Below are 24,259 nucleotides of genomic sequence, written 5' to 3' on the forward strand. Positions count from 1 at the left end.
GCGACCTGTTTTCCCGCAATCAGACGTTGAATTTGAACAGCATTACGTCGCCATCCTTGACGAGGTATTCCTTGCCTTCCTGGCGCAGCTTGCCCGCCTCGCGTGCACCGCTTTCGCCGTTCAGCGCGATGTAGTCATCGTATGCAATTGTTTCAGCACGAATAAAGCCGCGCTCGAAATCGGTGTGAATTTCACCCGCCGCCTGCGGGGCCTTGGCACCTTCGGGGAAGGTCCATGCGCGCGATTCCTTCGGCCCGGCGGTGAAGAAGGTGTTGAGGCCGAGGAGCTTGTAGCCGGCCTTGATCACACGGGAGAGCCCGCTTTCCTCGAGGCCGAGCTCGGTGAGATATTCGGCGCGGTCTGCGGCATCCATCGACACCAGCTCGCTTTCGATCGCTGCCGATACGACGACCGCCTGCGCACCTTCGGCCTTGGCCTTTTCGAACACGAGGTCGGAGAAGGCATTACCCTTGGATGCGTCTTCTTCACCCACATTGCAGACGTAGAGCACCGGCTTGGCGGTGAGCAGCTGCGCCTGACGAAGGACGCGGGCTTCTTCTTCGTCGTTCGGTTCGGTCAAGCAGGCAGGCTTGCCGTCTCGCAGCAAGGCGAGCGCCTGTCCGAGCACGCTGGCGGTGATCTTCGCTTCCTTATCGCCGGCCGTAGCGCGTTTTTCCGCAGCGGGAACGCGTTTTTCCAGGCTTTCGAGATCGGACAGCATCAGTTCGGTTTCGACCACCTCGGCATCGGCAATCGGATCGACCTTGTTCGACACATGCTGGATGTCGTCATCCTCGAAACAGCGCAGGACATGGACGATGGCATCCACCTCTCGGATATTCCCCAGGAACTGGTTGCCGAGACCTTCGCCCTGGCTCGCACCTTTGACGAGCCCCGCGATGTCGACGAAGGCAAGCTGCGTCGGGATGATCTTGGCCGAACCCGCGATCGCCGCGATCTTGTCCAGACGCGGATCGGGCACGGAGACCTGACCCACGTTCGGCTCAATCGTGCAGAACGGATAGTTCGCGGCCTGTGCGGCCTGCGTTTCGGTCAATGCATTGAAAAGGGTGGACTTGCCGACATTCGGCAGGCCGACGATCCCGCAACGGAAACCCATCTAAAACTCCGGAAACAATGGTCTGGCCGCGCCCTTAGCGGCGGCAGCCGGGGAATGCCAGCATGTCAGACATTATGGACCGCCTTGATTAGCGGCCCATAGCCGCTTTCGCCCAGCCAGCCGACCTGCGTCTTGGCGGTGACTTCGTTGATCGCGGTCTGAGGGATGTCGCCTCCGCTGACGGGCAGACGGACCGGGCGTGTTCCTGCGGGCATGCCGAGCACGCGGGCCATGGCGCGGGGAATGTCCATCGGATCGGCACTGCGGCCCGAACCGTCTTCCTCGCCCATCCGGGCAACGACCTGCGGATAGCCCTCGAGGTGTTGCTCGGCCGCGCGCGCCTTCAATTCGGCGGAGTAACGATTGCGGTTGACCCACACCTGGGTCGGATAGCCGCCCGGTTCTATGATTGTGACCCCGATGCCGTGGGGCACCAGTTCGTAAGCCAGCTGTTCGCCCATCGCTTCAACGGCGAATTTGGTCGCAGAATAATGCCCGGAATAGGGCACGATCACGCGCCCCAGCTGGCTGGAGATGTTGAAGATGTGCCCCTGCTTGCGTGCCCGCATTTTGGGCAACACTGCGCGCGCCAGCCGGTGATAGCCGAAGACATTGGTATCGAAGGCGAGCCGGGTCGCTTCCATGTCCTGCACTTCCGCAGGACCCGTGATGCCGACGCCCGCATTGTTGACGAGCACGTCCAGCCCGCGGCCGAGTTCGCTTTCCGCGTCGCCAACGGCACCAGCCACTTCCTGGTCCAGCAGCACGTCGAGCTGCTTTACCCGGATATCGAGATTGTCGTCGCTGGCGAGCTGGCGTAATTCCTCCGCTTCGGGACGCGGGATGTTGCGCATGGTAGCGAACACCGTCGCCCCGAGCCTTGCGAAGTGTTCTGCAGATAGCCTCCCGAACCCGGAAGAGCAGCCGGTGATGAGGATCGCCTTCCCGGACAGGTCGGGGGCCGGTGTTTCCACCTTGTCTTGCTGCGCACGGGCGGCAGTTGCAGCGATGGCGCCGGTCGCGGCGGCTCCGGCAAGCAGGGTACGGCGGTCGAGATTTGGCATCGGCGGGTCTCCTCTGTTCGGGAGACCCCTAGCAGATCATTCCTGCATTCGCAGGGCGATATCGTTCATGAAACGCACATCGTCATTCTTGGCCAGCCATTCGGCCTCCGCACCGATCGCGCCGAGCATGGCGGCCAGATCGTCCATCTCGCTCTTCGCATAGTTGCCCAGTACGTGGCCTGTGACCCGGTCCTTGCTGCCGGGATGGCCGATCCCGATGCGGACACGGCGGAATTCGGGGCCGAGATGCTGGTTGATCGAACGCAGCCCATTGTGACCCGCCAGCCCGCCACCACGGCGCACCTTCACCTTGAAAGGCGCAAGGTCGAGCTCGTCGTGGAAGACGGTGAGGTCTTCAACCTCAAGCTTGTAAAAGCGCATTGCCTCGCCCACCGCGCGCCCGCTCTCGTTCATGTAGGTCGCAGGCTTGAGCAGCACGATCTTCTCGCCGCCGATGCGGCCTTCCTGTACCCAGCCGGAAAACTTCTTCTGGACGGGACCGAACCCGTGGATTTCGGCAATGGCGTCGCACACGATGAAGCCGATATTGTGCCGGTGCATCGCATATTGCGGTCCGGGATTTCCGAGGCCTGTCCAGATCTGCATGTTTCGCCTTTAGCATGCTGCGCGTGCCCCTCAAGCGCCGGGCGCTGCATCTCGGTGCGCAGTGGCGGCGATGCGCAGGCGCGCTTTGACTGCCGTGACCAAGAACCGGGCCGACGACAGGCCCGGCAAGGGCGACTGCCCGCCCGCAGCGGGTGCGGCTTGCCGCACATCCAGCGAGGACGAAGCTGCGGATGCAGGTTCGGAATACAAGAACGCCGGCCTCTTTCGAGACCGGCGCCTTGGTGATTTGCGAATGCAAGAAGCGAATTAGTCTTCGCTCTTGTCTTCCTGTTCCTGCTCGGCGTCCTCGTCCGCACCCTGTTCGGTTGCGGGAACATCCTGCGCATCGGTATCGCCTTCATCTTCGCCTTCGGCGCCTTCGCTCTTCTTGAGCGCGGACGGAGCGACGAGGGTGGCGATGGTGAAGTCGCGGTCGGTGATGGCGCTTTCGCTGCCAGCCGGAAGCGTCACTTCGCTGATGTGGATCGAATCGCCGACTTCCTTGCCGGTTACGTCGATTTCGATTTCACCCGGGATCTTGTCGTTTTCGCAGATCAGTTCCAGCTCGTGACGGACAACGTTCAGCACGCCGCCCTTCTTGAGACCCGGGCTGGCTTCTTCATTGGTGAAGACCACAGGAACCTGGACTTCGATCTTGCCGCCCTTGACCATGCGGAAGAAATCGACGTGCTCGGGGCGGTCGTTGACGGGGTGAAGCGACACGTCCTTGGGAAGAGTTTTCACCTTCTTGCCACCCAGCTCGATCTCGACGATCGAGTTCATGAAGTGGCCGGTGCCGAGCTGCTTGACCAGCTCCTTCTCTTCCACATGGATCAGTGTGGGTTCTTCCTTGCCGCCATAGATCACGGCGGGGACGCGGCCTTCGCGACGCAGTGCACGGGAGGCTCCCTTGCCAGCCCGTTCGCGCGTCTCGGCCGGAAGTGTCAGAGCATCGCTCATGTCGCTTACCTTTCGAATGCAATTAGGTTACTCGGTCCGCCACGCCTCCAGGGATGACCATGACGCCGAAGCGCGCGCCTATAGCGGCGGTAGGCGGAAAAGCAAGCGCGAAGGCTATTGGACGCGCCGAACGGTATAACCTTCGCGTGCGAGCAGGGCGGGCAAACCATCTTCACCCAAAAGATGTGCCGCGCCCACCGCTATCAGGGGGCGTTCGGGTTGCTGAAGCAACGGCTGCAGGCGGGACAGCCAGGCCTCATTGCGCGAGGTCAGCAATGCCGCGCGGAGTTCGGGATCGCCCAGAAACCCCTCGCCAGAGGATTTTTCGAGGGCAGGCAAGTCGCCGGTTTTCCACGCTACCGTCATTTCGGAGGCGCGATCCTTGCGACCGGAAGCCTCGGCTATCACCGCTTCGAGCAGGTCGACCTGCTCGGTTTCAGGCAGGCTGTCGAAGAGGGACAGCTGCCCGCGTACGCCTTCGAACTCGACAACACTTCGCCCGGCAAACTCGGAGATCAGCGCGCGATCCGCGCCATATTGCGGGTCGCCTGTGGAAGCCAGTTGCGCGAGTGTCAGGGCCGCAGCCCAGCTTTCCATTGCGTCGAGATGGCCGGTCGGGATTTCTCCCTCGGCAAGGAGCAAATCGAGACTGGAGCGTGCGGCCGGGGCGATTCTCGCATGGATCGAGGAGGCGGGTACATCATCGAACGCCATGGACCTGAAGATCAGCGCCATTCCTTCGCGATCGGAAAGGTCGGCCACCTCGACCAGCAACAGGTCGGCTTCATCGATGACGGCATCGAGACGCCGCGATCGCCACTCGACATCTGCCGGCAGGGCGTGAACGGTCCCGAACAGCCAACCCTCAATTTCTCCGTCCCGTCCGGCGATCTCGTAGAATGCAGGAAAACCCTCCGCCGAAGCTGCGGCGGAGGGTTCCGATGCATCGCTGCCGCATGACGCGAGCAGAAATGCCAGTGCTGCGGCAAGCAGTCGGCTAGGGTTCACTGGACGCGGGTCACCTCGATGTCGCGCGAACGCAGGTAATCCTGCACGCTCTGTTCTCCAGCCAGATGGCCTGCACCGACGGCGATGAAGACCGCACCCGGTTCGTCCATCCGTTCGTCGATCCACTCGGCCCAACGCTCGTTCCGCTGGTAGAGTAGGGCGGCAGCCACGACCGGATCGGTGAGCCCGCGGTTCATGATCTCGGCCAGGCCATCGGCATCGCCTTCGAGCCATTCGGCGACCATCTCGTCCATCATGGTGACGAGGCCATCAAGGTCGCGCGCCGACGCCATCAGGAATTCGATCTGGCTTTCTTGCGGCAGCGTATCGAACAGATCGATCTGCTGGTCCGCGGTTTCCAGCGCGCCGCGCTTCGCGGTTTCGGAAGCAGCCGCTTCGACGACCTTCTCGACGCCGCTGGCAGGATCGTAACCCTTTTGCATCAGGGGCAGCACCGCCATCGTCATGCCTGCAAACCAGGGTTCGAACCGATCGAACGCCGCAGGCGGCATGCCCAGCTTGGCCAGCGCCGCTTCATAGACCGTCCGATCTTCCTCGGAAAGAAGGTCGCGGAGCGACTGGTCCTGCGGCAGCATGGCCTTACCCATGATGGTTGTCTGCAACGCCGGGTCATTCATCGCATCGGCGGGGATTTCGGTGACGAGCGTGTCGGCGCTTTCAAGAGCTGCCGCAATGTCCTCGTCATACCATTCGACGTCCTTCGGCAGGACATGGACCGTCCCGAACAGATAGATGGTCGTGTCCTCGTCGCTCACTTTCCAGAGAGCGGGGCCAGCGGGTGCAGGTGAGGGCGCGGTTGCCGCTGCGGCGGTCTCGACATCCTGGGCGTTCGCCGTGGCACAACCGCCAAGCGAGAGTGCAAGGCCGGTGCATGAAGCAAGAAGTACACGTTTCATATGAATGACTTTCTTTTCAAAAGGATTGATTTGCATAAATACCGCTTAGAATAAATGACTGGTTTCAGGGTACGCTGTCATCGAAAATGTCCTCGATCGGCATATCGAATAGCCGCGCAATACGAAAGGCGAGTGGCAATGACGGATCGTGCTTGCCCGTCTCGATGGCGTTGACGGCCTGACGCGAGACTTCGAGATGGCCAGCAAGTTCTGCTTGGCTCCATTCGCGTTCGGCTCGCAGGACGCGGAGGCGGTTCTTCATTCGACATTGGTCCCCATCCGGTCGCGCAACAGGCTGGCGAAATATCCAAGATAAAAAGCAAATCCGGCAAGCAACGCGATGAGATAGGCATCGCGCAGGGCGGTTGGGATTGTGGTCTCTATGGAGGTCGGATTTCCGCCCGAGCCGATGTAGCTGCCAGCAGAATAGCCGAGTTCGTAAATGCCGACAGCTGTAAAGCAGAGCAAGTAGACCGCTATGGATCCAACGCAGGTTCTGAGGCCCATGGAACAGAGTTGTCGATAATAGTCGTCTGCCTTCAGTTGCATTGCTCCATTGAGAAGCACTCCTATGGAAAGAGCGAGAAAGAGCGGAGGCAGACGCTGGGGACCATGGGCGAAATACCAGAGCAGCGCTGCTATGTGCGCTGCAAAGCCGAGCCACATCAGCCAATAATAGCGCGAAAGGTCAGTTTGGGTCGGCGCGTGTTGGGACGAGAACATATAGATTGAGTTTCCCGGTGTCAGGTTGACCTGACTATATGTCGCGATTCGCTGACAATGTCAACACTACCTGACATCATGTCGTGATAACCTGTCATTTTCTCTCCCGCCGCACTGCGGCATTGACCCGTTTTCACGCTTCCGCCATTGCCCCGCGGATGGACCGTAATCCGCAAAATTCCTTTCAGGACATGATCCTCGCGTTGCATGATTTCTGGAGCGCGAACGGGTGCCTTATCCTGCAGCCCTATGACATGCGTATGGGCGCGGGCACCTTCCACACTGCCACCACGCTGCGTGCGCTCGGGCCGGAGCCGTGGAATGCGGCATTCGTGCAGCCCTGCCGCCGTCCGACCGACGGGCGCTATGGCGAAAACCCGAACCGGCTCCAGCACTATTACCAGTACCAGGTGATCCTGAAGCCGAGCCCGCCGGACATCCAGGACCTTTACCTCGAAAGCCTGCGGGTGATCGGCATCGATCCTCTGAAGCACGACATCCGCTTCGTTGAAGACGACTGGGAAAGCCCGACGCTCGGCGCATGGGGCCTCGGCTGGGAAGTCTGGTGCGACGGGATGGAAGTCACCCAGTTCACCTATTTCCAGCAGATGGGCGGCTTCGACTGCAAGCCGGTGGCGGGCGAACTGACCTACGGGCTCGAACGCCTCGCCATGTACATCCAGGGCGTCGACAACGTCTACGATCTCGACTTCAACGGACGCGGCGTCAGCTACGGCGACGTGTTCCTCGAGAACGAGAAACAGATGTCAAAATGGAACTTCGAGGTCGCCGAGACCGACGCCCTGTTCGACCTGTTCAACAAGGCCGAGGCCGAGTGCAAGAACGCGCTTGCCAATGAAGTGCCCATTGCCGCCTATGAACAGGCGGTCGAGGCCAGCCACATCTTCAACCTGCTTCAGGCGCGCGGCGTAATCAGCGTGCAGGAACGCGCCAGCTACATGGGCCGCGTCCGCGATCTGGCGCGTGGCAGCTGCGAAGCGCACATGGCCAAGGAAGCGCTCGTCTGGGCCGAGAAATATCCGGAGTGGAGCGCATGAGCGACTTTCTCCTCGAACTGCGCAGCGAGGAAATCCCCGCCCGCATGCAGGCTGGTGCGCGCGCCGAGCTTGAAAAGCTCTTCCAGCGTGAAATGGACAGCGCAGGCATTTCTCCGAGCGGGATCACCGTCTGGTCGACCCCGCGCCGCCTGGCGCTGATTGCGCGCGGGCTTCCCGAAGCCACCCAGGCGGTCAGCGAGGAATTGAAGGGCCCACCGGTCGGTGCGCCGGATCAGGCGCTGGAAGGCTTCTGCCGCAAGGCCGGAGTCGACAAGGCCGATCTCGAGACGCGCGACGTGAAGGGCAGGGCGACCTATTTCGCCGTGAAGAATATTCCCGGCCGCGCTACCAGGGACCTGCTCGCCGAAGCGATCCCCGCGATTATCCGCGATTTCAGCTGGCCCAAGTCGATGCGCTGGGGCGGGGCCTCGATCAGTACCGAGAGCCTTCGCTGGGTGCGCCCGCTATCGGGCATCGTTGCGCTGCTGGGCAAAGAACTGGTCGAGTGCGAGGTGCATGGCGTCACTTCGGGCTGGGTCACCCTCGGCCACCGCTTCCACCACTTGGGCGACATCACCATCGGCAGCGCTGCCGACTATGCCGAGAAGTTGCGCGCCTGCCACGTGGTCGTGGACCACGAAGAGCGGCAGGACCTGATCCGTTCCGGCGCCGCAAAGATAGCATCGGAGGCCGGGCTCAAGCTGGTCGAGGACGAAGGGCTGGTGATCGAGAACGCCGGGCTGACCGAATGGCCTGTCCCGCTCCTCGGCCGCTTCGAGGAGGATTTCCTCGAAGTCCCGCCCGAGACCATCCAGCTCACCGCCCGCGTGAATCAGAAGTATTTCGTCTGCGAAGATGACGTTGATGGTTCCGGGGCGAAACTCGCCAACGCCTTCATCTGCACCGCCAATATCGAGGCGGAAGACGGCGGCGCACGCGTGGTCGACGGCAACCGCAAGGTCCTCGCCGCACGCCTGTCCGACGCGCGCTTCTTCTGGGACGTCGACCGCAAAAAGACGCTCGCCGAACATGCCAAGGGGCTGGAGCGGATCACGTTCCACGAGAAGCTCGGCACCGTCGCTGACAAGGTGGAGCGCGTGGCCAAGCTGGCGCGCTGGCTGGTCGAATCCGATATCGTCACCCCGGACTTGATCCGGGGTGGTGCTTCTTCGAGCGCCGCAGAAGAAAATCACCACCCCGGCTCGGGGGCCGGGGTGACGAAGGAGCAATTGGCGGACATGGCAGAACAGGCCGCGCGCTTCGCCAAGGCAGACCTCGTCACCGAAATGGTCGGCGAGTTTCCCGAACTGCAGGGCCTGATGGGCGGCTATTACGCCCGCGCCGAGGGACTGCCCGATGCGGTCGCCGACGCCATCCGCGATCACTACAAGCCGGTCGGGCAGGGTGACGAAGTGCCGACCGCGCCGGTGGCGGTGGCGGTGAGCCTAGCGGACAAGCTGGATACATTGGTCAGCTTTTTCGTCATTAAGGAACGACCAACAGGATCGAAAGATCCGTTTGCGCTTCGTCGTGCCGCGCTTGGGATAATTGAGCTCATACTCAAGAACGAAATCCGCTTGGAGATCGATTACGCGGCGGCTCGGGCTGCTGGCCTGGTTTTTCGTCAACACGAGGGCCAAACCGATCACGACGAGTGGTTCGCCGAGCATAATATTGCAGAGCTATATCGTGCCGTGCCTGATTTCTTTGTTGATCGCCTTAAGGTCCAGCAGCGCCAGAACGGTATTCGACACGACATCATTGACGCAGTTTTCCAGCTTTCCGAACGAAAAGATGAAATCGTCGGAAACCTCGCCCGCGTGAAGGCGCTCCAGTCTTTCATGGAAACCGAAGACGGCGCCAACCTCCTCGCAGGCTACAAGCGCGCTGCCAATATCCTCAAGAAGGAAGACTGGCACGGTATCGAGGGCGAGATCGCCCGCACCGGCGAGGAAGACCCGCTCGCATTGGTCGACGATCCCGACATGAAGGCGGTCATCGATGCCAAGATGTCCGAACGCCATGCGAAAGAGCTTGCCTACGAGCCGGAGCCTGCCGAAAAGGCGCTCATGGATGCTCTCGCAAAGTCGGAACCTGCCGCCGCCGCGGCCATTGATGCGGAGGACTTCTCCGGCGCGATGGCGGCGCTCGCTGCGCTTCGTGCACCCATCGACCGTTTCTTCGATGAAGTGACGGTAAACGCGGATGAAGAAAACAAGCGGGCACATCGGCTGGACCTGCTTGCGGCCTTCCGTGCTGCAGTGCACAAAGTGGCCGATTTCTCTCGTATCGAGGGATAGCGAATTCAAATCCCAGGACAGTGTCAACTGTGTCAACCTGGCTCAATCGAACCGGAAGCGAAATGAACGATACAGTCTTTACCTTCGGCGGCGACGCTCCGCATTCGAATGCAAGGCAGAAGGACAAGACGGTAACCGGCGGCAAGGGCGCCAATCTCGCCGAAATGGCGAGCATTGGCCTGCCGGTCCCTCCCGGCTTTACCATCGCCACCGAGGAATGCCTGCGATATCTGCGGAATCCGGGTGACTTTTCAGTGAACTTTCGCGCCGACGTGACCCAGGCGCTGGCTCATGTCGAACGCACCGTCGGCAAGGGTTTCGGCGATGCGTCGGACCCGCTGCTCGTCTCGGTCCGCTCCGGTGCGGCAGTCTCGATGCCCGGGATGATGGACACCGTCCTCAATCTCGGCCTGAACGACGAAACGGTGGTGGGCCTGGCCAAGACATCGGGCGATGAACGTTTCGCCTGGGACAGCTACCGCCGCTTCATCCAGATGTATGGCGATGTCGTGCTGGGCCTCGATCACGGCCTGTTCGAGGAAGCGCTGGAAATCTCCAAGGAAGACAACGGCTATTACTCCGACACGGAACTGAGTGCCGAGGACTGGAAGGCGCTGGTCGCCGAATACAAGGCTATTGCGGAGCGCGAGCTGGGCCATGAATTCCCGCAGGACCCGGTCGAACAGCTCTGGGGTGCGATCGCGGCCGTGTTCGACAGCTGGGATACGGAACGCGCCAAGATTTACCGCCGCCTCAACAACATTCCGCACGACATGGGCACGGCGGTCAATGTGCAGGCCATGGTCTTCGGAAACATGGGCGATACCAGCGCCACCGGAGTTGCCTTCACCCGCGATCCCTCGACCGGCGAGAAGGCCTATTACGGCGAATGGTTGGTCAATGCGCAGGGTGAGGATGTGGTGGCGGGCATCCGCACGCCGCAATATCTGACCAGGGCGCGCCGCGAATCCGCTGGGGCCGACAAGCCGAGCATGGAAGAAGCCATGCCCGATGCCTTTGGCGAACTGGCGCATGTCTTCGAACTGCTCGAGAAGCACTACAAGGACATGCAGGACATCGAGTTCACCGTGCAGCAGGGCAAGCTGTGGCTGCTGCAGACCCGCAACGGCAAGCGCACCGCCAAGGCCGCGCTCAAGATGGCGGTCGACATGGTGGACGAAAGGCTGATCGACGAAAAGACCGCGATCCTGCGTATCGATCCGATGGCGCTGGACCAGCTGCTCCACCCGACGTTGGATCCCGACGCACCGCGCGATGTGCTGACCACCGGCCTGCCAGCCTCGCCGGGGGCGGCCAGCGGCAAGATCGTGCTCGATGCCGACACGGCGGAGCTCTGGGCGGGGCGGGGCGAGAAAGTCATTCTCGTCCGTGTCGAGACTTCGCCTGAAGACATTCACGGCATGCATGCCGCCACCGGTATCCTGACTGCACGCGGCGGGATGACGAGCCACGCCGCCGTGGTGGCGCGCGGGATGGGCCGCCCTTGCGTATCGGGTGCCTCGCAAGTCTCGATTTCGCGTGAAGGGCGCACGCTAACCATCGGTAATCGCGAGTTGAAAGAGGGCGACGTCATCACGCTGGATGGCGGAAACGGTCAGGTGATGGCGGGCGAAGTCGCCACCAACGAGCCCGAGCTGGCCGGTGATTTCGGCACGCTGATGGAATGGGCGGACAAGCACCGCCGTATGCGCGTGCGCACCAATGCGGAAACCGAAACCGAATGCCGCATGGCGCGCCAGTTCGGTGCCGAGGGCATCGGGCTGTGCCGCACCGAACACATGTTCTTCGACGCGGGCCGCATCAGCGCGGTTCGCCAGATGATCCTCGCCGATGACGAAGCCGGTCGCCGCGCGGCGCTCGCCAAGCTACTCCCAGAGCAGCGCAGCGATTTCGTGACCATCTTCGAGGTAATGGCAGGCCTGCCGTGCACCATCCGCCTGCTCGACCCGCCGCTCCATGAGTTCCTGCCTTCCGGCGATGCCGAATTCGCGGACCTCGCCGAAGTGACCGGCAAGACCGTGGACCAGCTCCGCCGCCGCGCGGGCGAATTGCACGAATTCAACCCGATGCTTGGCCATCGCGGCTGCCGCCTGGGGATTACCTATCCCGAGATTTACGAAATGCAGGCCCGCGCCATATTCGAGGCCGCCTGCCAGGTCGCCAAGGATAGCGGCGAAGCGCCGGTGCCCGAGGTGATGATCCCGCTGGTGGCGACGCGCCGCGAACTCGAACTGCTCAAGGACGTGGTCGACCGCGTGGCGGGCGAAGTGTTCGAAGCCACCGGCTGCACGGTAGAATATCTCGTTGGAACGATGATCGAACTGCCGCGCGCCGCCCTGATGGCCGGGGAGATCGCCGAAGTGGGCGAATTCTTCAGCTTCGGCACCAACGACCTTACCCAGACCACGCTCGGGGTGAGCCGAGACGATGCCGGCCGGTTCCTCACCGATTATGTCGACAAGGGCATCTTCGCGCGCGACCCCTTCGTCAGCCTCGATATCGACGGGGTGGGGCAACTTGTCGGACTGGCGGTGGAACGCGGACGGGCGACCCGCGCCGACATCAAGCTCGGCATTTGCGGCGAACATGGCGGCGATCCGGCCAGCATCGCGTTTTGCGAGAAGACGGGCCTCGATTACGTCAGCGCTTCGCCCTACCGCGTGCCGATCGCCCGGCTTGCCGCAGCACAGGCGAGTCTTCGTTAGTCTTTCCAACCAGTTAGAGTCAGGATCTCGAAGTTTTCGAGAACCCGTTCATTGCCGTTGCGGGTACTGAGAAATGTAGAACGGGCCCGCTCGAGAGCAGCCTTGCCGAGCGGCGGAGCGGCGCTCGAAAGGCTTGACGTCAAACCCTGATCGCGCAGGTCGGACACCAGCCGATCGAGCGATGGGAAGGCGACTTCCAGGCTCCGGCTGTCGACGACCTGCCGCCTGAACAGCGCGCGTTGCATCAGGGCAGAACCCGCCGCATTGTCGACCAGCGGATGCATGCGCGGTGCCGGACGATCGGGTTCCGCCGCGATCATGGCACGGCGCAGGTTGGCAAGGCTGCCCGCCCCGATGATGGATGCGATGAGGATGCCTCCCTCCGCCAGTGCCGCGCGCAGGTGGAGAAGGGCGCCGGGCAGGTCGTTGACCCGGTCCAGCGACGCCAGGCTGACGATCAGGTCGTAGGGCGCGCCTTCGAGCGGGACCTCTTCATCGATGGTCGCGACATTGGCCTCTTCGACAGTCGATCCGCGGCCGCGCAGCGAAAGCGCGAGGGTGCCCGTCCAGTCGCCGATCACAAGCACCTTGGCGGGTTCGAAACGCATGAATTCCAGCCGGTCGAGCACATCCTCGACCATGTCGTCGAACACATAACGCGCCGCATCGCGCTGCGACTGGCGTACGAGCGCCCTGCGATATCCTGCCTTGCGGCGCTGGCGACTGAATATACGAGGAGGTGCCTTGGTATCCATCGCCGCCCCCGATGCCGTGCTTGCAACTCCCGTGCAAGTCGTGCAGCGAGTTCCCATGGGGAGAGTAACCATGCTGCGGCGGGCTGCGGGGGAGGGCATCGCGCCATTCGTGGACCTTGTCTATCCGCCGCGATGCCCGGCGTGCGGCGAAGGTACCGGCGAACAGGGCGGACTATGCGCGATCTGCTGGTCGGACCTCGCCATTCCGGGAAACCCTTCATGCGCATCATGCCAGCGGCCTTTCGGGGATAGCGGGCCAGCGGAAGGTGCGATCTGCGCCCCATGCCTGGGTAATCCGCCGGTTCACGACGGTATCGCAGCAGGCACACTCTACACCGATACCTCGCGCAAGCTCGTGCTGGCTCTCAAACATGGCCGGCGAATCGCACTCGCTCCGCTGCTCGCAAGGCTGATCGCCGCCCGCATCCCGCCGTGCGAGGAAGAACGGCTCTTGATCCCGGTTCCATTGCATCGCTGGCGGCTGTGGCAGCGCGGGTTCAACCAAGCGGCACTGCTGGCCCGCGAACTGGGCAAAGCAGGATGCGACCGGGTCGTGGTGGACGGTCTTGTGCGGACAAAGCGCACCCCGATCCTAGGCGGAATGGGAGCGAAAGCGCGGGCGATGGTTCTGGGAGGTGCAATTGCGGTGCGCAGGCCCGATGCGGTCAAGGGGCGCCACATCCTGCTCGTCGACGATGTTCTCACCAGCGGCGCAACCAGCACGGCGTGCGTCAAAGCGCTGAAGCGGGCGGGAGCGAAGAGTGTCGTCATTGCGTGTTTCGCAAGGGTACTCGACGAGGCGCTCGATCACGCCAGATAAACGAAACGCCCGGAGTCCGAAGACCCCGGGCGCCACGTGACGAAATACACCGGACCTGTCTTTCGACTTAAGTGCAGCCCCCCAGCATGCACCAGATCCTATCCCTCATCGTTACCGGATGCGCCGCGTGTAAACCCCCATGCGGCTGCGAATCCGGGACCCCCTGAACCTGGCGCTCTGTTGGCACCGATGCTCCGGCGGGCAAGCCTCACGTGCTTGCTGAGGTGATACATCTCCTAAAATGACCGTTCATCAAACAGCGTTCTATCGCTAGTATCGATTTTGGACATCCCTTGTGGTGATCCTGCAACAGCCTGTCGCATATATACAATTTCAGGAGCATTCGTGGGCGGAGATCAAAAAGGCATCGAGCAAGGCACTACCTTCGTGCCGAAATTCGACCAACAAGGGTTACTGAGCGCGGTCGTGCAAGACTGCTCGACGGATCGTATTCTCATGCTTGCTTTCATGGATCGCGAGGCTCTCGACGCGACCGTTTCCACGGGAGTGGCACACTTTCACTCCCGTTCGCGGGCGCGACTGTGGAAGAAAGGCGAAAGCTCCGGCAACGTCCTGAACGTCGAGGAAATCCTCGTAGATTGCGATCAGGATGCGCTGATCCTGCGCTGTCGTCCCGCGGGCCCGACTTGTCATACCGGGGCGGTGAGCTGCTTCTATCGCAAGCTCGAAGGCGGCATTCTCCAACCCGTCAATTCTTGACGCTTACGTAAACGTTGGGTTAGAGATGTCGGCATGACCCAGCCGCTTCCCAATACTGATAACGGGCGCCGCCATGCCGGTGCCCATCTCGACCGGCCCGACAAGCTCGAACGTGAGCAGTTTTCGATCTCGGACCTGACCAGCGAATTCGATTGTACGGCCCGTGCCCTCCGGTTTTACGAGGATGAGGGCCTGATCGCGCCATCGCGGGTGGGATTGACGCGGATTTATTCGAAGCGCGATCGTGCGCGGCTTGCATGGATCATGCGCGCCAAGAACGTGGGTTTCTCACTCACCGAGATTCGTGAGATGATCGATCTTTACGATCTCGACGACGGCCGCGCCGAGCAGCGCCGGGTTACGCTGGAAAAATGCCGCAAGCATGTCGCCAAACTGAAGGCACAACGTGCCGATATAGATAGCTCGATCAAGGAGCTTTCCGAATTCATCACTCTGGTCGAAGACCAGCTCGACTGACTCCTCTCACTCCCCGGCGAGACGCCACCCCAACGACACTCTCTCCTAAGGACGAACAATGCCCACCTACACCGCACCCGCCCGCGACGCCCGCTTCATCATCAACGAATTGCTGGGACTGGCGAGCTACGGAAACCTGTCCGGATTCGAAATGGCCTCGGAAGATGTCGTGGAAGCCGTCATCAACGAAGGCGGCAAGTTTTGCGCCGAGGTGCTCGCCCCGCTCAATCGCATTGGTGACGAGCATGGCTGCGTTCGCAATGAAGACGGATCAGTAACGACGCCTCCCGGTTTCAAGGAGGCATTCGACCAGTTCCGCGAAGCGGGCTGGGGCACGATCTCCGCTCCCGAAGAGTTCGGTGGGCAGGGCATGCCTCATGTTCTGGGGTTCGTGATGGAAGAATTCATCTCTAGCGCGAACCAGGCCTTCGGCATGTATCCGGGCCTTACCAATGGCGCGATTTCGGCGCTCATTGCCAAGGGTTCGGACGAACAAAAGGCGATGTACCTGCCCAAGATGATCTCGAACGAGTGGACGGGCACCATGAACCTGACCGAGCCCCATTGCGGGACCGACCTTGGCATGATTCGCACCAAGGCTGAGCCGCAGGGCGATGACAGCTATTCGATCACCGGCACCAAGATCTTCATTTCGGCGGGCGAACACGACATGTCCGAGAACATCATCCATCTCGTTCTCGCCAAGACCCCCGGTGCCCCCGACAGCAGCAAGGGCATTTCCCTTTTCGTGGTGCCGAAGTTCCTCGTGAACGAAGACGGTTCGGTAGGCGAGCGTAACGGTGTGATGTGCGGCTCGATCGAAGAAAAGATGGGCATTCACGGCAACTCCACCTGCGTCCTCAACTACGACGGCGCGAAAGGCTGGCTGGTCGGCGAGGAGAACAAAGGGCTCGCTGCCATGTTCATCATGATGAACGCGGCGCGCCTCGGTGTCGGCATCCAGGGTCTGAGCCAGGCTGAAGTCGCCTATCAGAACGCAGTCGCCTATGCGCTCGACCGTCGGCAAGGTCGCGCATTGACCGGTCCGGCGGAGCCCGAGCAGCAGGCCGATCCGATCTTCGTCCACCCCGATGTCCGCCGCATGTTGATGGACGCGAAAGCCTTCACCGAAGGCATGCGCGCTCTTGCACTATGGGGCGGTCTGCTCGTCGATCTGATCCACAAGGCCGAAACCGAGGAAGAGCGAGAGGAAGCCGACCTGCTTCTCGGCCTGATGACCCCCGTGATCAAAGGCTACGGCACCGACAAGGGCTATGAAGTCGCTACCAACATGCAGCAGGTCTTCGGCGGCCATGGCTACATCGAGGAATGGGGCATGAGCCAGTTTGTCCGCGATGCGCGCATCGCCCAGATCTACGAAGGCACCAATGGCGTTCAGGCGATGGACCTTTGTGGCCGCAAGCTCGCCCAGAAGGGCGGAGCCGGGGTGCAGGCCTTCTTCAAGCATGTGGGCGATGAAATTGCTGCGGCGAAGGAAGTCGACGAATTGAAAGACATGGCCGAACAGCTCGAAAAGGCGCTCGGTCAGCAGCAGGGGGCGACCATGTGGTTCATGCAGAACGCCATGCAGAACCCCAATCACCTCGGGGCAGGTGCGCACCACTACATGCACATCATGGGCATTGTGACTCTCGGTCTGATGTGGCTGAAAATGGCCAAGGTGGCACAGACGAAACTCGGCAGCGCTGGCGACGACAAGGCGTTCTACGAGCAGAAGCTGGCCACGGCGCGTTATTATATGGACCGTTACCTGCCCGATGCCGGCGCGCTGCGCCGCAAGCTGGAAGCTGGCAGCGACAGCCTGATGGCGCTGGGCGAGGATGCCTTCCAGACCGCCGCCTGATAGCGAGCTTTGGCAAAAGAGAAGGGCGCCCTCCGCGAGGAGAGCGCCCTTTCTTGTATTCAAGCCTGGTCAGATACTATTCGGTCGGCAGGAAATCCGGCACCGATAGGTAACGCTCGCCTGTGTCGTAGTTGAAGCCGAGGATACGGCTGCCTGCATCGAGCCCTGGAAGTTTCTTGGCGATCGCGGCGAGGGTCGCCCCGCTCGAGATTCCCACCAGCAAACCTTCCTCTGCGGCGCATCTGCGCGCCCACTCCTTGGCATCTTCCGGTTCGACCTGGATCGCCCCGTCGATTGCCGAGGTGTGCAGGTTTTCCGGTACGAAGCCTGCACCGATACCCTGGATGGGATGGGGGCCAGGCTGACCGCCACTGATTACGGGTGAGCCGGTCGGCTCGACGGCATAGGCCTTCATGCCGGTCCAGGTTTCTTTCAGTACCTCGGCGCAGCCGGTGAGGTGGCCGCCTGTGCCGACGCCGGTAATCATCACGTCGATCGGCTCGTTAGCGAAGTCTGCGAGGATTTCGCGCGCCGTGGTCCGTTTGTGCACTTCGAAGTTGGACGGATTGTCGAACTGGCTCGGCATCCATGCACCTTCGGTTTTCTGGACGAGCTCGTGCGCGCGTTCGATCGCCCCTTTCATGCCGCCTTCCTTGGGTGTCAGGTCGAAGGTCGCACCATAGGCGAGCATCAGCCGGCGACGCTCGAGGCTCATGCTTTCAGGCATCACGAGGACGAGCTTGTAGCCCTTGACCGCGGCCGCCATCGCCAGGCCGATGCCGGTGTTGCCGCTGGTCGGCTCGATGATCGTTCCGCCCGGCTTGAGCTTGCCGTCCTTTGCTGCGTCTTCGACCATCGCGAGGCCGATACGATCCTTGATCGAACCGCCGGGATTGGCACGCTCGCTCTTCACCCAGACCTCGTGGTCGGGAAACAGGCGCGCAAGGCGAATGTGCGGCGTACCGCCAATGGTTTCTAGGACTGACTGGGCTTTCATGGGATCTGCTCCTGCAGCTTTTCTTCGGGTGTCTGTTCTTGCAATTCTTCAGGCGGGTCGAAGGTCCTCGTTGTGCGAAGAACGGGAAAAATCTTCGTCCAGGCCGCCACCGTTATGAGCGCACCCGCCCCGCCGCTGACGACCGCGGCAACCGGACCTATCGCATAAGCCAAGCTGCCGGAAAAGAAGTCGCCGAATTCGTTCGAGGCGCTGATGGTCAGCAGGCTGACTGACGAGACCCTCCCGCGCTTCTCGTCGGGCGTATGCAGCTGGATCAGCGACTGGCGGATATATACGCTGAACATGTCCGCCGCGCCAACGATGAAGAGCATCGCAAGGCTTAGGGGCATCGAGGTCGACACGCCGAAAACGATTGTTGCCACACCGAAAATGGCGACGGCCCAGAGCATCTTGGGCCCGACCTGCGTCTTGAGCGGACGGAAGCTGAACCATAGTGCAGTGAGCGCAGCGCCAACGGCAGGGGCCATGGCGAGCTGCGCCAGACCGGTCTCGCCTACCTGCAGGATATCGCGTGCATAGACCGGGAAAAGCGCCGTCGCGCCGGCGAGGAATACTGCGAAGAGGTCCAGCGTAATCGCGCCGAGGACCATCTTGTTGCGCACGACGTAGCGCAGCCCTTCGACCATCGCGTGGATCGGGCGCTGGTTCTGCGGACGGGGCGGCTGCGGGACCTTGCCGATGAAGGAGAGGGCAGTGATCGAGACCAAGAACAGCCCGCCGGCGACGATATAGGGAAGGGAAGGAAAGACGGCATAGAAATAGCCCCCGACCGCAGGACCGACGATCATGCCGACCTGCCAGGAAATGCTCGACAGGGCGATGGCATTCGGCAGGATTGCCTTGGGAACGAGGTTCGGAGCGAGCGCGGACAGGGCCGGACCGGCAAAGGCGCGGGCAATGCCTAGGAGGATCGCGACGCCGAAAATCCAGGGCAGGACAATGGTGTCGGTCCATGTCAGCCACGCCAATATTCCGGCGCACAGGAGCTGCAGAAGGACAGTCAGTCGACCGAGATTCCGGCGGTCGAAATGATCAGCTGCCCAGCCCGAGAAGGGCGTAAGCAGGAACAAGGGCACGAATTGCAGCAAGCCGATCAAGGCCAGCTGACCCGAAGCTTCGCCCACACCCATCCCGCCGTCGCGCGCGATATTGTAGGTCTGCCACCCGATGATCAGCATCATCGCGTACTGCGCCAGGGTCATCGACAGGCGGGAAAGCCAGTAGGCGCGAAAATTGGCTATGCGGAGCGGAGAGGTGTCCGGGGAGGCGATGTCTGGTGTCACGCCGGACGCATGGCAGGCGCCCCTTCGCTTGTGAAGAGACGCCTGCTTGCTCGATTAAAAAGAGATGTTGGCGTTCAGCGCAGCTTGCGCAGGCGCGGGTTGGGCTGAAGCGTGTCGATCATCGAGAGGAAATCGTCGACCCGAATGATCCGTTCGAACTGAAAGCCCGCGCGGTTGTCGCGGCACCAGATGCAGTAGGCTTCGATGCGGCCGATGACCGGTAGGCGCACGACAACCCGCTCACCGCGATTGATGGCGTCAGCATCGTCGATCATGAAACCATTGGCTGAAATGTTCGCGATATGCATCCGCATGTCGCCCTTGCCGAAATGCTCCGCGATGACCGGGTGGTCTACCGGGTGCCGCGCCATCCGGCGCTGGTCGGTTACGCTGAGTTGTGCTCCGGCGCTCATGCGGCTTGAACCCTTTTGATGTTCTCGTGACCAGCCCGTTATCGCCTAGAATGGCGAATAAATGGTAAACCGGAATGTAAGAACCGCGAAATTCTTGTTCGCCAAATATATGTCAGCGGCGGATAATTGCGTGCTTCTTTTTGCCCAGCGACAGTTTCAGTTCCGCGCCTTCGCCGACTTCCAGCAGGTAGCCTGCATCGCTTACCGTCTGGCCATCCACCTTGACGGCGCCTTCGGCCAATTTGCGTTTTGCTTCCTTGCCCGACGCGGTGAAGCCCAGCTCCGTAAGCACGGCACCGATGCGCATGCCGTCGGGGCCGACTTCGAGCGAGGGGAGGTCGCCGCCCGCTCCGCCGCCGGCGAAAGTCTCCGCCGCGGTCTTCTCTGCCGATACCGCTGCGTCCCTTCCGCGAACAAGCGCGGTGACTTCATTGGCAAGAACGGTCTTCGCTCGGTTGATCTCCGCCCCATCAAGCGCTTCCAGCTCGGTGATTTCATCCAGCGGAAGGTCCGTGAAAAGGCGCAGGAAACGGCCGACATCCCGGTCGTCCACATTGCGCCAGTATTGCCAGAAATCGTAATTGGGGAGCTGCGCCTCGTTCAGCCAGACGGCACCGGCGGCGGTCTTGCCCATCTTGGCTCCGTCCGCCGTCGTCAAAAGCGGCGTCGTCAGGCCGAACAGCTCGCTGCCGTCCATCCGGCGCGCAAGCTCCATGCCGTTGACGATATTGCCCCACTGATCGCTTCCGCCCATCTGCAGGCGGCAGTCATAGCGCAGCGCGAGTTCGCGGTAGTCGTAGGCCTGGAGGATCATGTAATTGAATTCGAGGAACGTCAGCGGCTGTTCCCGATCGAGCCGCAATTTGACCGAATCGAATGTCAGCATGCGATTGACCGTGAAGTGCGGCCCGACGTTCCGCAGAAGTTCGATGTAACCGAGCTTGCTGAGCCATTCGTCGTTGTCGACCATGATTGCATCGGTCGGACCGTCGCCAAAAGTAAGCAGGCGTTCGAACACTTGCCGGATCCCGGCGACATTCTCCGCGATGATCTTATCGTTCATCAGCCGCCGACTCTCGTCGCGTCCACTGGGATCGCCGATCTTGCCGGTTCCTCCGCCCATGACGACGATCGGCTTGTGCCCGGCCTGCTGGAGCCTGCGCAGCATCATGATCTGCACGAGGCTGCCGATATGAAGCGACGGCGCGGTGGGATCGAACCCGATATACCCGGGAACGATCTGCCGCGCGGCAAGGGCGTCCAATCCCTCAGCATCGGTAATCTGGTGGATATAGCCGCGCTCTTCGAGCAGACGCAGGAGATCGGATTGGTAGGTGCTCATGATGGAGCGCCCGCTAGCATGGGGATTTGGCTTTGGAAACGCATGAACTCTCGGCTCACCGGGCCTATCCGCCCCTGGAGGTATCTGCCGTATCCGCGCGGATCGTCTCGCGCGATGGCAACTGGTTGCGTTTGCGCTGGAGAATCGAGGGATCAGGCAAGCTGGTCGTGCCTTCCTTCGCCGGGAAGGGAAGGGGTGATGAACTGTGGCGTACGACCTGCTTCGAACTGTTCGTGAAGCCCGATGGCGGGAATGCCTATTGCGAGTTCAACCTTTCTCCTTCCGAGCGCTGGGCGGCCTACGACTTTTCTTCGGCGCGAGAGGGTATGGAAGACAGGCCTTCTCCACGCGAGCCGAAATGTACTATGCGGCAGGGCAGCAGCTTTGCGATCTTCGATGCGGCGATCCCTGCCGGTGCGTTACCCGCAGGCGATTGCTCGGCGGGAATGACTTGCGTGCTGGAAGAAGTAGGCGGGATCAAAAGCTTCTGGGCGCTCGACCATTCACGCGCCGAACCAGATTTCCATGATCCCGCTTGCTTCACCGCTCGCCTTGTTGCACCGACGCCTGCATGAAATTCGGGATCGACCGCCTCATCACTGACGACGAATTGCGTGCGCCGCTCGAAGGCAAACACGTTTCGCTCGTCGCCCATCCAGCTTCGGTCACTGCTCAGCTAGAGCATTCGCTCGACGCCCTGATCGGGCGCGGGATCAACGTGACCTCTGCTTTCGGTCCGCAGCACGGCCTGAAGGGCGACAAGCAGGACAACATGGTCGAGACTGCGGACGAGACCGATCCGCGGTATGGCATCCCCATCTTCAGTCTCTACGGCGAAGTGCGTCGGCCCAGCGGCCAGATGATGTCGACGGCCGATGTCTTCCTGTTCGACCTGCAGGACCTCGGGTGCCGCATCTATACCTTTGTTACCACGCTGCTCTATTTGCTCGAAGAAGCTGCGAAAACGGGCAAGTCGGTCTGGGTGCTCGATCGCCCCAACCCGGCGGGCGGGCCCGTCGAAGGCACGCTGCTGCTTCCCGGACAGGAAAGCTTTGTCGGCGCTGCGCCCATGACGATGCGCCACGGCATGACGATGGGAGAGATGGGCCATTGGTTCGTCGAGCATTTCAACCTTGATGTCGATTACCGCGTGATCGAGATGGAAGGCTGGAAACCGGGCAAGGCACCGGGCTTTGGCTGGCCCGAAAATCGCGTGTGGATCAATCCGAGCCCCAACGCAGCAAACTTGAACATGGCGCGAGCCTATGCGGGAACCGTCATGCTCGAAGGCACGACGCTGAGCGAGGGCAGGGGAACGACCCGGCCGCTCGAAGTGCTCTTCGGTGCGCCCGATATCGACGCCCATGCCGTGCTGGAGGAGATGAAGCGTGTTTCGCCGATGTGGCTGCGAGGATGCCGCCTGCGCGAATGCTGGTTCGAACCGACCTTCCATAAGCACGCGGGAAGCCTCTGCAACGGCTTGATGATACACGCGGAAGGTCCGTTTTACGATCATCACGAATTCAAGCCGTGGCGCTTGCAGGCTCTCGCTTTCAAGGCGATCCGTACTCTCTATCCCGATTACGAACTCTGGCGCGATTTCCCTTATGAGTACGAGTTCGATCGGCTTGCCATCGATGTGATCAACGGCGGCCCGGCTCTGCGCGAATGGGTCGACGATACCGAGGCCGAACCGGGAGACCTTGAGGAAATTGCCGGGCGGGATGAAGGAAGCTGGCGCGAAACCATTGCGCCGCACCTGATCTACAGTTGACCGCTGTGCAGATCGGTGCGTGCCCGACTCTCAGCCCTGTTTCCGGCTGAGTTCGCGCATCGCATCGTCCAATCCGTCCAGCGTGAGGGGATACATCCGATCGTTGACGAGGTGTTTCATCACCTTTGTCGATTGAGAATAGCCCCACTGCTTTTCTGGTACGGGATTGAGCCAGACGGTTGCCGGATAGGTGTTTGTCACCCGCTGCATCCAGGTTGCGCCGGCTTCTTCGTTCATATGCTCCACGCTGCCACCCGGATGGGTGATCTCATAGGGACTCATCGCCGCATCGCCGACGAAGACGACCTTGTAATCGTGGCCATATTTGTGAAGCACATCCCAGGTCTTGGTTCGCTCCTGCCACCGCCGCCGGTTATCCTTCCAAAGGCCCTCGTAAAGGCAATTGTGGAAATAGAAGAATTCAAGATTCTTGAATTCGCTCGTCGCGGCGCTGAAGAGCTCCTCGGTTACCTTGATGAACGGGTCCATCGATCCGCCGACGTCGAGGAAGAGCAGAAGCTTCACTGCATTGTGCCGTTCTGGCCGCATGTGGATGTCGAGCCAACCCTGCTTGGCAGTCCCCTCGATAGTCGCGTCGAGATCCAGTTCGTCTGCTGCACCTTCGCGCGCGAAACGGCGTAACCGTCGCAGCGCCATCTTGATGTTGCGTGTGCCGAGTTCCTTGGTGTTGTCGAGATTCTTGAACTCGCGCTTGTCCCATACCTTGATGGCACGCTTGTGCTTGCTTTCGCCGCCGATCCGCACCCCTTCGGGATTGTATCCCGAATTGCCGAATGGCGAGGTCCCTCCGGTGCCGATCCATTTGTTGCCGCCTTGGTGGCGTTCGTGCTGTTCTTCGAGGCGCTTCTTCAGCGTTTCCATGATCTCGTCCCAGTCGCCCAGGCTCTTGATCTTTTCCATCTCTTCGTCGGAGAGGAATTTCTCGGCCACTGCCTTCAGCCAGTCTTCCGGAATATCCACCGGGTTCTGGCCGTAATCGGTCATGATGCCCTTGAAGACCTTCGAGAAAACCTGATCGAACCGATCGAGCAGGCCTTCGTCTTTTACGAAAGTCGCCCGGCTCAGATAGTAGAAACTCTCCGGCGATTGACCGATCACTTCCCTGTCCAAGGCTTCGAGCAGGGTGAGGTGTTCCTTGAAGCTTGCGGAAATGCCGGCTGCGCGCAGCTCGTCGACGAAATTGAAGAACATGGTTCTTTCCTAACCTGCACATTGCCGACACGCCAGCCCCGCCAGATACCAATTGGCAAATGTGCAGTTAGACTTAACGCTCCCCTAACCATTCGCCCC

At 61.3% G+C, this 24,259-nt stretch carries 23 protein-coding genes; 9 read left to right on the forward strand and 14 right to left on the reverse strand.

Annotated elements, in window-relative coordinates; translation table 11 throughout:
* Positions 1–19: 19 nt before the first annotated feature.
* The 8 genes from ychF to GRI69_RS09170 form a co-directional block, all read right to left on the reverse strand.
* Complete coding sequence (gene ychF / locus GRI69_RS09130) at positions 20–1,120, reverse strand: redox-regulated ATPase YchF (RefSeq protein WP_160727976.1); 1,101 nt, start codon at positions 1,118–1,120, stop codon at positions 20–22.
* Between the two features lie 65 nt (positions 1,121–1,185).
* A complete protein-coding gene (locus GRI69_RS09135; protein ID WP_160727977.1) occupies positions 1,186–2,184 on the reverse strand; it encodes an SDR family oxidoreductase in 999 nt (332 codons plus the stop codon).
* A gap of 36 nt (positions 2,185–2,220) precedes the next feature.
* Positions 2,221–2,790, reverse strand: coding sequence for an aminoacyl-tRNA hydrolase (gene pth, locus GRI69_RS09140; protein WP_160727978.1), 570 nt, complete (start codon positions 2,788–2,790; stop codon positions 2,221–2,223).
* A 267-nt stretch (positions 2,791–3,057) separates the two neighbouring features.
* A complete protein-coding gene (locus tag GRI69_RS09150; protein WP_160727980.1) occupies positions 3,058–3,750 on the reverse strand; it encodes a 50S ribosomal protein L25/general stress protein Ctc in 693 nt (230 codons plus the stop codon).
* Between the two features lie 114 nt (positions 3,751–3,864).
* Positions 3,865–4,758, reverse strand: coding sequence for a TraB/GumN family protein (locus GRI69_RS09155; RefSeq protein WP_160727981.1), 894 nt, complete (start codon positions 4,756–4,758; stop codon positions 3,865–3,867).
* Positions 4,755–5,675: a TraB/GumN family protein gene (locus GRI69_RS09160; protein WP_160727982.1), complete on the reverse strand. Its 921-nt coding sequence runs from the start codon at positions 5,673–5,675 to the stop codon at positions 4,755–4,757. Before GRI69_RS09160 ends, GRI69_RS09155 begins: the two co-directional genes overlap by 4 nt.
* Positions 5,676–5,739: 64 nt before the next feature.
* Positions 5,740–5,937: a helix-turn-helix transcriptional regulator gene (locus GRI69_RS09165; protein ID WP_160727983.1), complete on the reverse strand. Its 198-nt coding sequence runs from the start codon at positions 5,935–5,937 to the stop codon at positions 5,740–5,742.
* Positions 5,934–6,398 carry a hypothetical protein gene (locus GRI69_RS09170; protein WP_160727984.1) on the reverse strand — a complete coding sequence of 155 codons (465 nt, stop codon included), beginning with the start codon at positions 6,396–6,398 and terminating at the stop codon, positions 5,934–5,936. The genes GRI69_RS09165 and GRI69_RS09170 overlap by 4 nt, the downstream gene beginning before the upstream one ends.
* A gap of 158 nt (positions 6,399–6,556) precedes the next feature.
* Between GRI69_RS09170 and GRI69_RS09175 the strand changes: the two genes are divergently transcribed.
* From GRI69_RS09175 to ppdK, 3 genes are all read left to right on the forward strand, one after another.
* Complete coding sequence (locus GRI69_RS09175) at positions 6,557–7,456, forward strand: glycine--tRNA ligase subunit alpha (RefSeq protein WP_160727985.1); 900 nt, start codon at positions 6,557–6,559, stop codon at positions 7,454–7,456.
* Entirely contained in the window at positions 7,453–9,756 is a 2,304-nt protein-coding gene (gene glyS / locus GRI69_RS09180) for a glycine--tRNA ligase subunit beta (protein ID WP_160727986.1), read from the forward strand. Before GRI69_RS09175 ends, glyS begins: the two co-directional genes overlap by 4 nt.
* A gap of 62 nt (positions 9,757–9,818) precedes the next feature.
* On the forward strand, positions 9,819–12,482 hold the full coding sequence (ppdK, locus tag GRI69_RS09185; protein WP_160727987.1) for a pyruvate, phosphate dikinase: 2,664 nt from the start codon (positions 9,819–9,821) through the stop codon (positions 12,480–12,482).
* Here ppdK and GRI69_RS09190 read toward each other — a convergent pair.
* Complete coding sequence (locus tag GRI69_RS09190; RefSeq protein WP_160727988.1) at positions 12,479–13,237, reverse strand: methyltransferase domain-containing protein; 759 nt, start codon at positions 13,235–13,237, stop codon at positions 12,479–12,481. The genes ppdK and GRI69_RS09190 overlap by 4 nt on opposite strands.
* Positions 13,238–13,292: 55 nt before the next feature.
* Between GRI69_RS09190 and GRI69_RS09195 the strand changes: the two genes are divergently transcribed.
* The 4 genes from GRI69_RS09195 (at position 13,293) to GRI69_RS09210 (ending at position 17,118) form a co-directional block, all read left to right on the forward strand.
* Positions 13,293–14,057 carry a ComF family protein gene (locus GRI69_RS09195; protein ID WP_237453027.1) on the forward strand — a complete coding sequence of 255 codons (765 nt, stop codon included), beginning with the start codon at positions 13,293–13,295 and terminating at the stop codon, positions 14,055–14,057.
* 345 nt (positions 14,058–14,402) lie between these two features.
* The gene (gene hisI, locus GRI69_RS09200) at positions 14,403–14,777 is read left to right on the forward strand and encodes a phosphoribosyl-AMP cyclohydrolase (RefSeq protein ID WP_160727989.1); all 375 of its coding nucleotides are present in this window, start codon (positions 14,403–14,405) and stop codon (positions 14,775–14,777) included.
* Between the two features lie 33 nt (positions 14,778–14,810).
* Positions 14,811–15,254: a MerR family transcriptional regulator gene (locus GRI69_RS09205; protein WP_160727990.1), complete on the forward strand. Its 444-nt coding sequence runs from the start codon at positions 14,811–14,813 to the stop codon at positions 15,252–15,254.
* 58 nt (positions 15,255–15,312) lie between these two features.
* Positions 15,313–17,118: an acyl-CoA dehydrogenase C-terminal domain-containing protein gene (locus tag GRI69_RS09210; protein ID WP_160727991.1), complete on the forward strand. Its 1,806-nt coding sequence runs from the start codon at positions 15,313–15,315 to the stop codon at positions 17,116–17,118.
* A 76-nt stretch (positions 17,119–17,194) separates the two neighbouring features.
* On the opposite strand, the gene cysK is transcribed toward GRI69_RS09210, so the two are convergent.
* The 4 genes from cysK to tyrS form a co-directional block, all read right to left on the reverse strand.
* On the reverse strand, positions 17,195–18,115 hold the full coding sequence (gene cysK / locus GRI69_RS09215; protein ID WP_160727992.1) for a cysteine synthase A: 921 nt from the start codon (positions 18,113–18,115) through the stop codon (positions 17,195–17,197).
* The gene (locus GRI69_RS09220) at positions 18,112–19,419 is read right to left on the reverse strand and encodes an MFS transporter (protein WP_337191051.1); all 1,308 of its coding nucleotides are present in this window, start codon (positions 19,417–19,419) and stop codon (positions 18,112–18,114) included. Before GRI69_RS09220 ends, cysK begins: the two co-directional genes overlap by 4 nt.
* A gap of 74 nt (positions 19,420–19,493) precedes the next feature.
* Entirely contained in the window at positions 19,494–19,832 is a 339-nt protein-coding gene (locus GRI69_RS09225) for a PilZ domain-containing protein (RefSeq protein ID WP_160727993.1), read from the reverse strand.
* A gap of 112 nt (positions 19,833–19,944) precedes the next feature.
* Positions 19,945–21,174, reverse strand: coding sequence for a tyrosine--tRNA ligase (gene tyrS / locus GRI69_RS09230; protein WP_160727994.1), 1,230 nt, complete (start codon positions 21,172–21,174; stop codon positions 19,945–19,947).
* A gap of 32 nt (positions 21,175–21,206) precedes the next feature.
* On the opposite strand from tyrS, the gene GRI69_RS09235 reads away from it, so the two are divergent.
* Both GRI69_RS09235 and GRI69_RS09240 read left to right on the forward strand, forming a co-directional pair.
* Positions 21,207–21,749: a DOMON-like domain-containing protein gene (locus GRI69_RS09235; RefSeq protein WP_160727995.1), complete on the forward strand. Its 543-nt coding sequence runs from the start codon at positions 21,207–21,209 to the stop codon at positions 21,747–21,749.
* Entirely contained in the window at positions 21,746–22,948 is a 1,203-nt protein-coding gene (locus GRI69_RS09240) for an exo-beta-N-acetylmuramidase NamZ family protein (protein WP_160727996.1), read from the forward strand. The genes GRI69_RS09235 and GRI69_RS09240 overlap by 4 nt, the downstream gene beginning before the upstream one ends.
* 30 nt (positions 22,949–22,978) lie before the next feature.
* On the opposite strand, the gene GRI69_RS09245 is transcribed toward GRI69_RS09240, so the two are convergent.
* Positions 22,979–24,160 carry a vWA domain-containing protein gene (locus GRI69_RS09245; RefSeq protein ID WP_160727997.1) on the reverse strand — a complete coding sequence of 394 codons (1,182 nt, stop codon included), beginning with the start codon at positions 24,158–24,160 and terminating at the stop codon, positions 22,979–22,981.
* Positions 24,161–24,259 lie beyond the last annotated feature (99 nt).

It is taken from the genome of Qipengyuania vulgaris, assembly GCF_009827325.1.
Taxonomy (GTDB): Bacteria; Pseudomonadota; Alphaproteobacteria; order Sphingomonadales; family Sphingomonadaceae; genus Qipengyuania; species Qipengyuania vulgaris.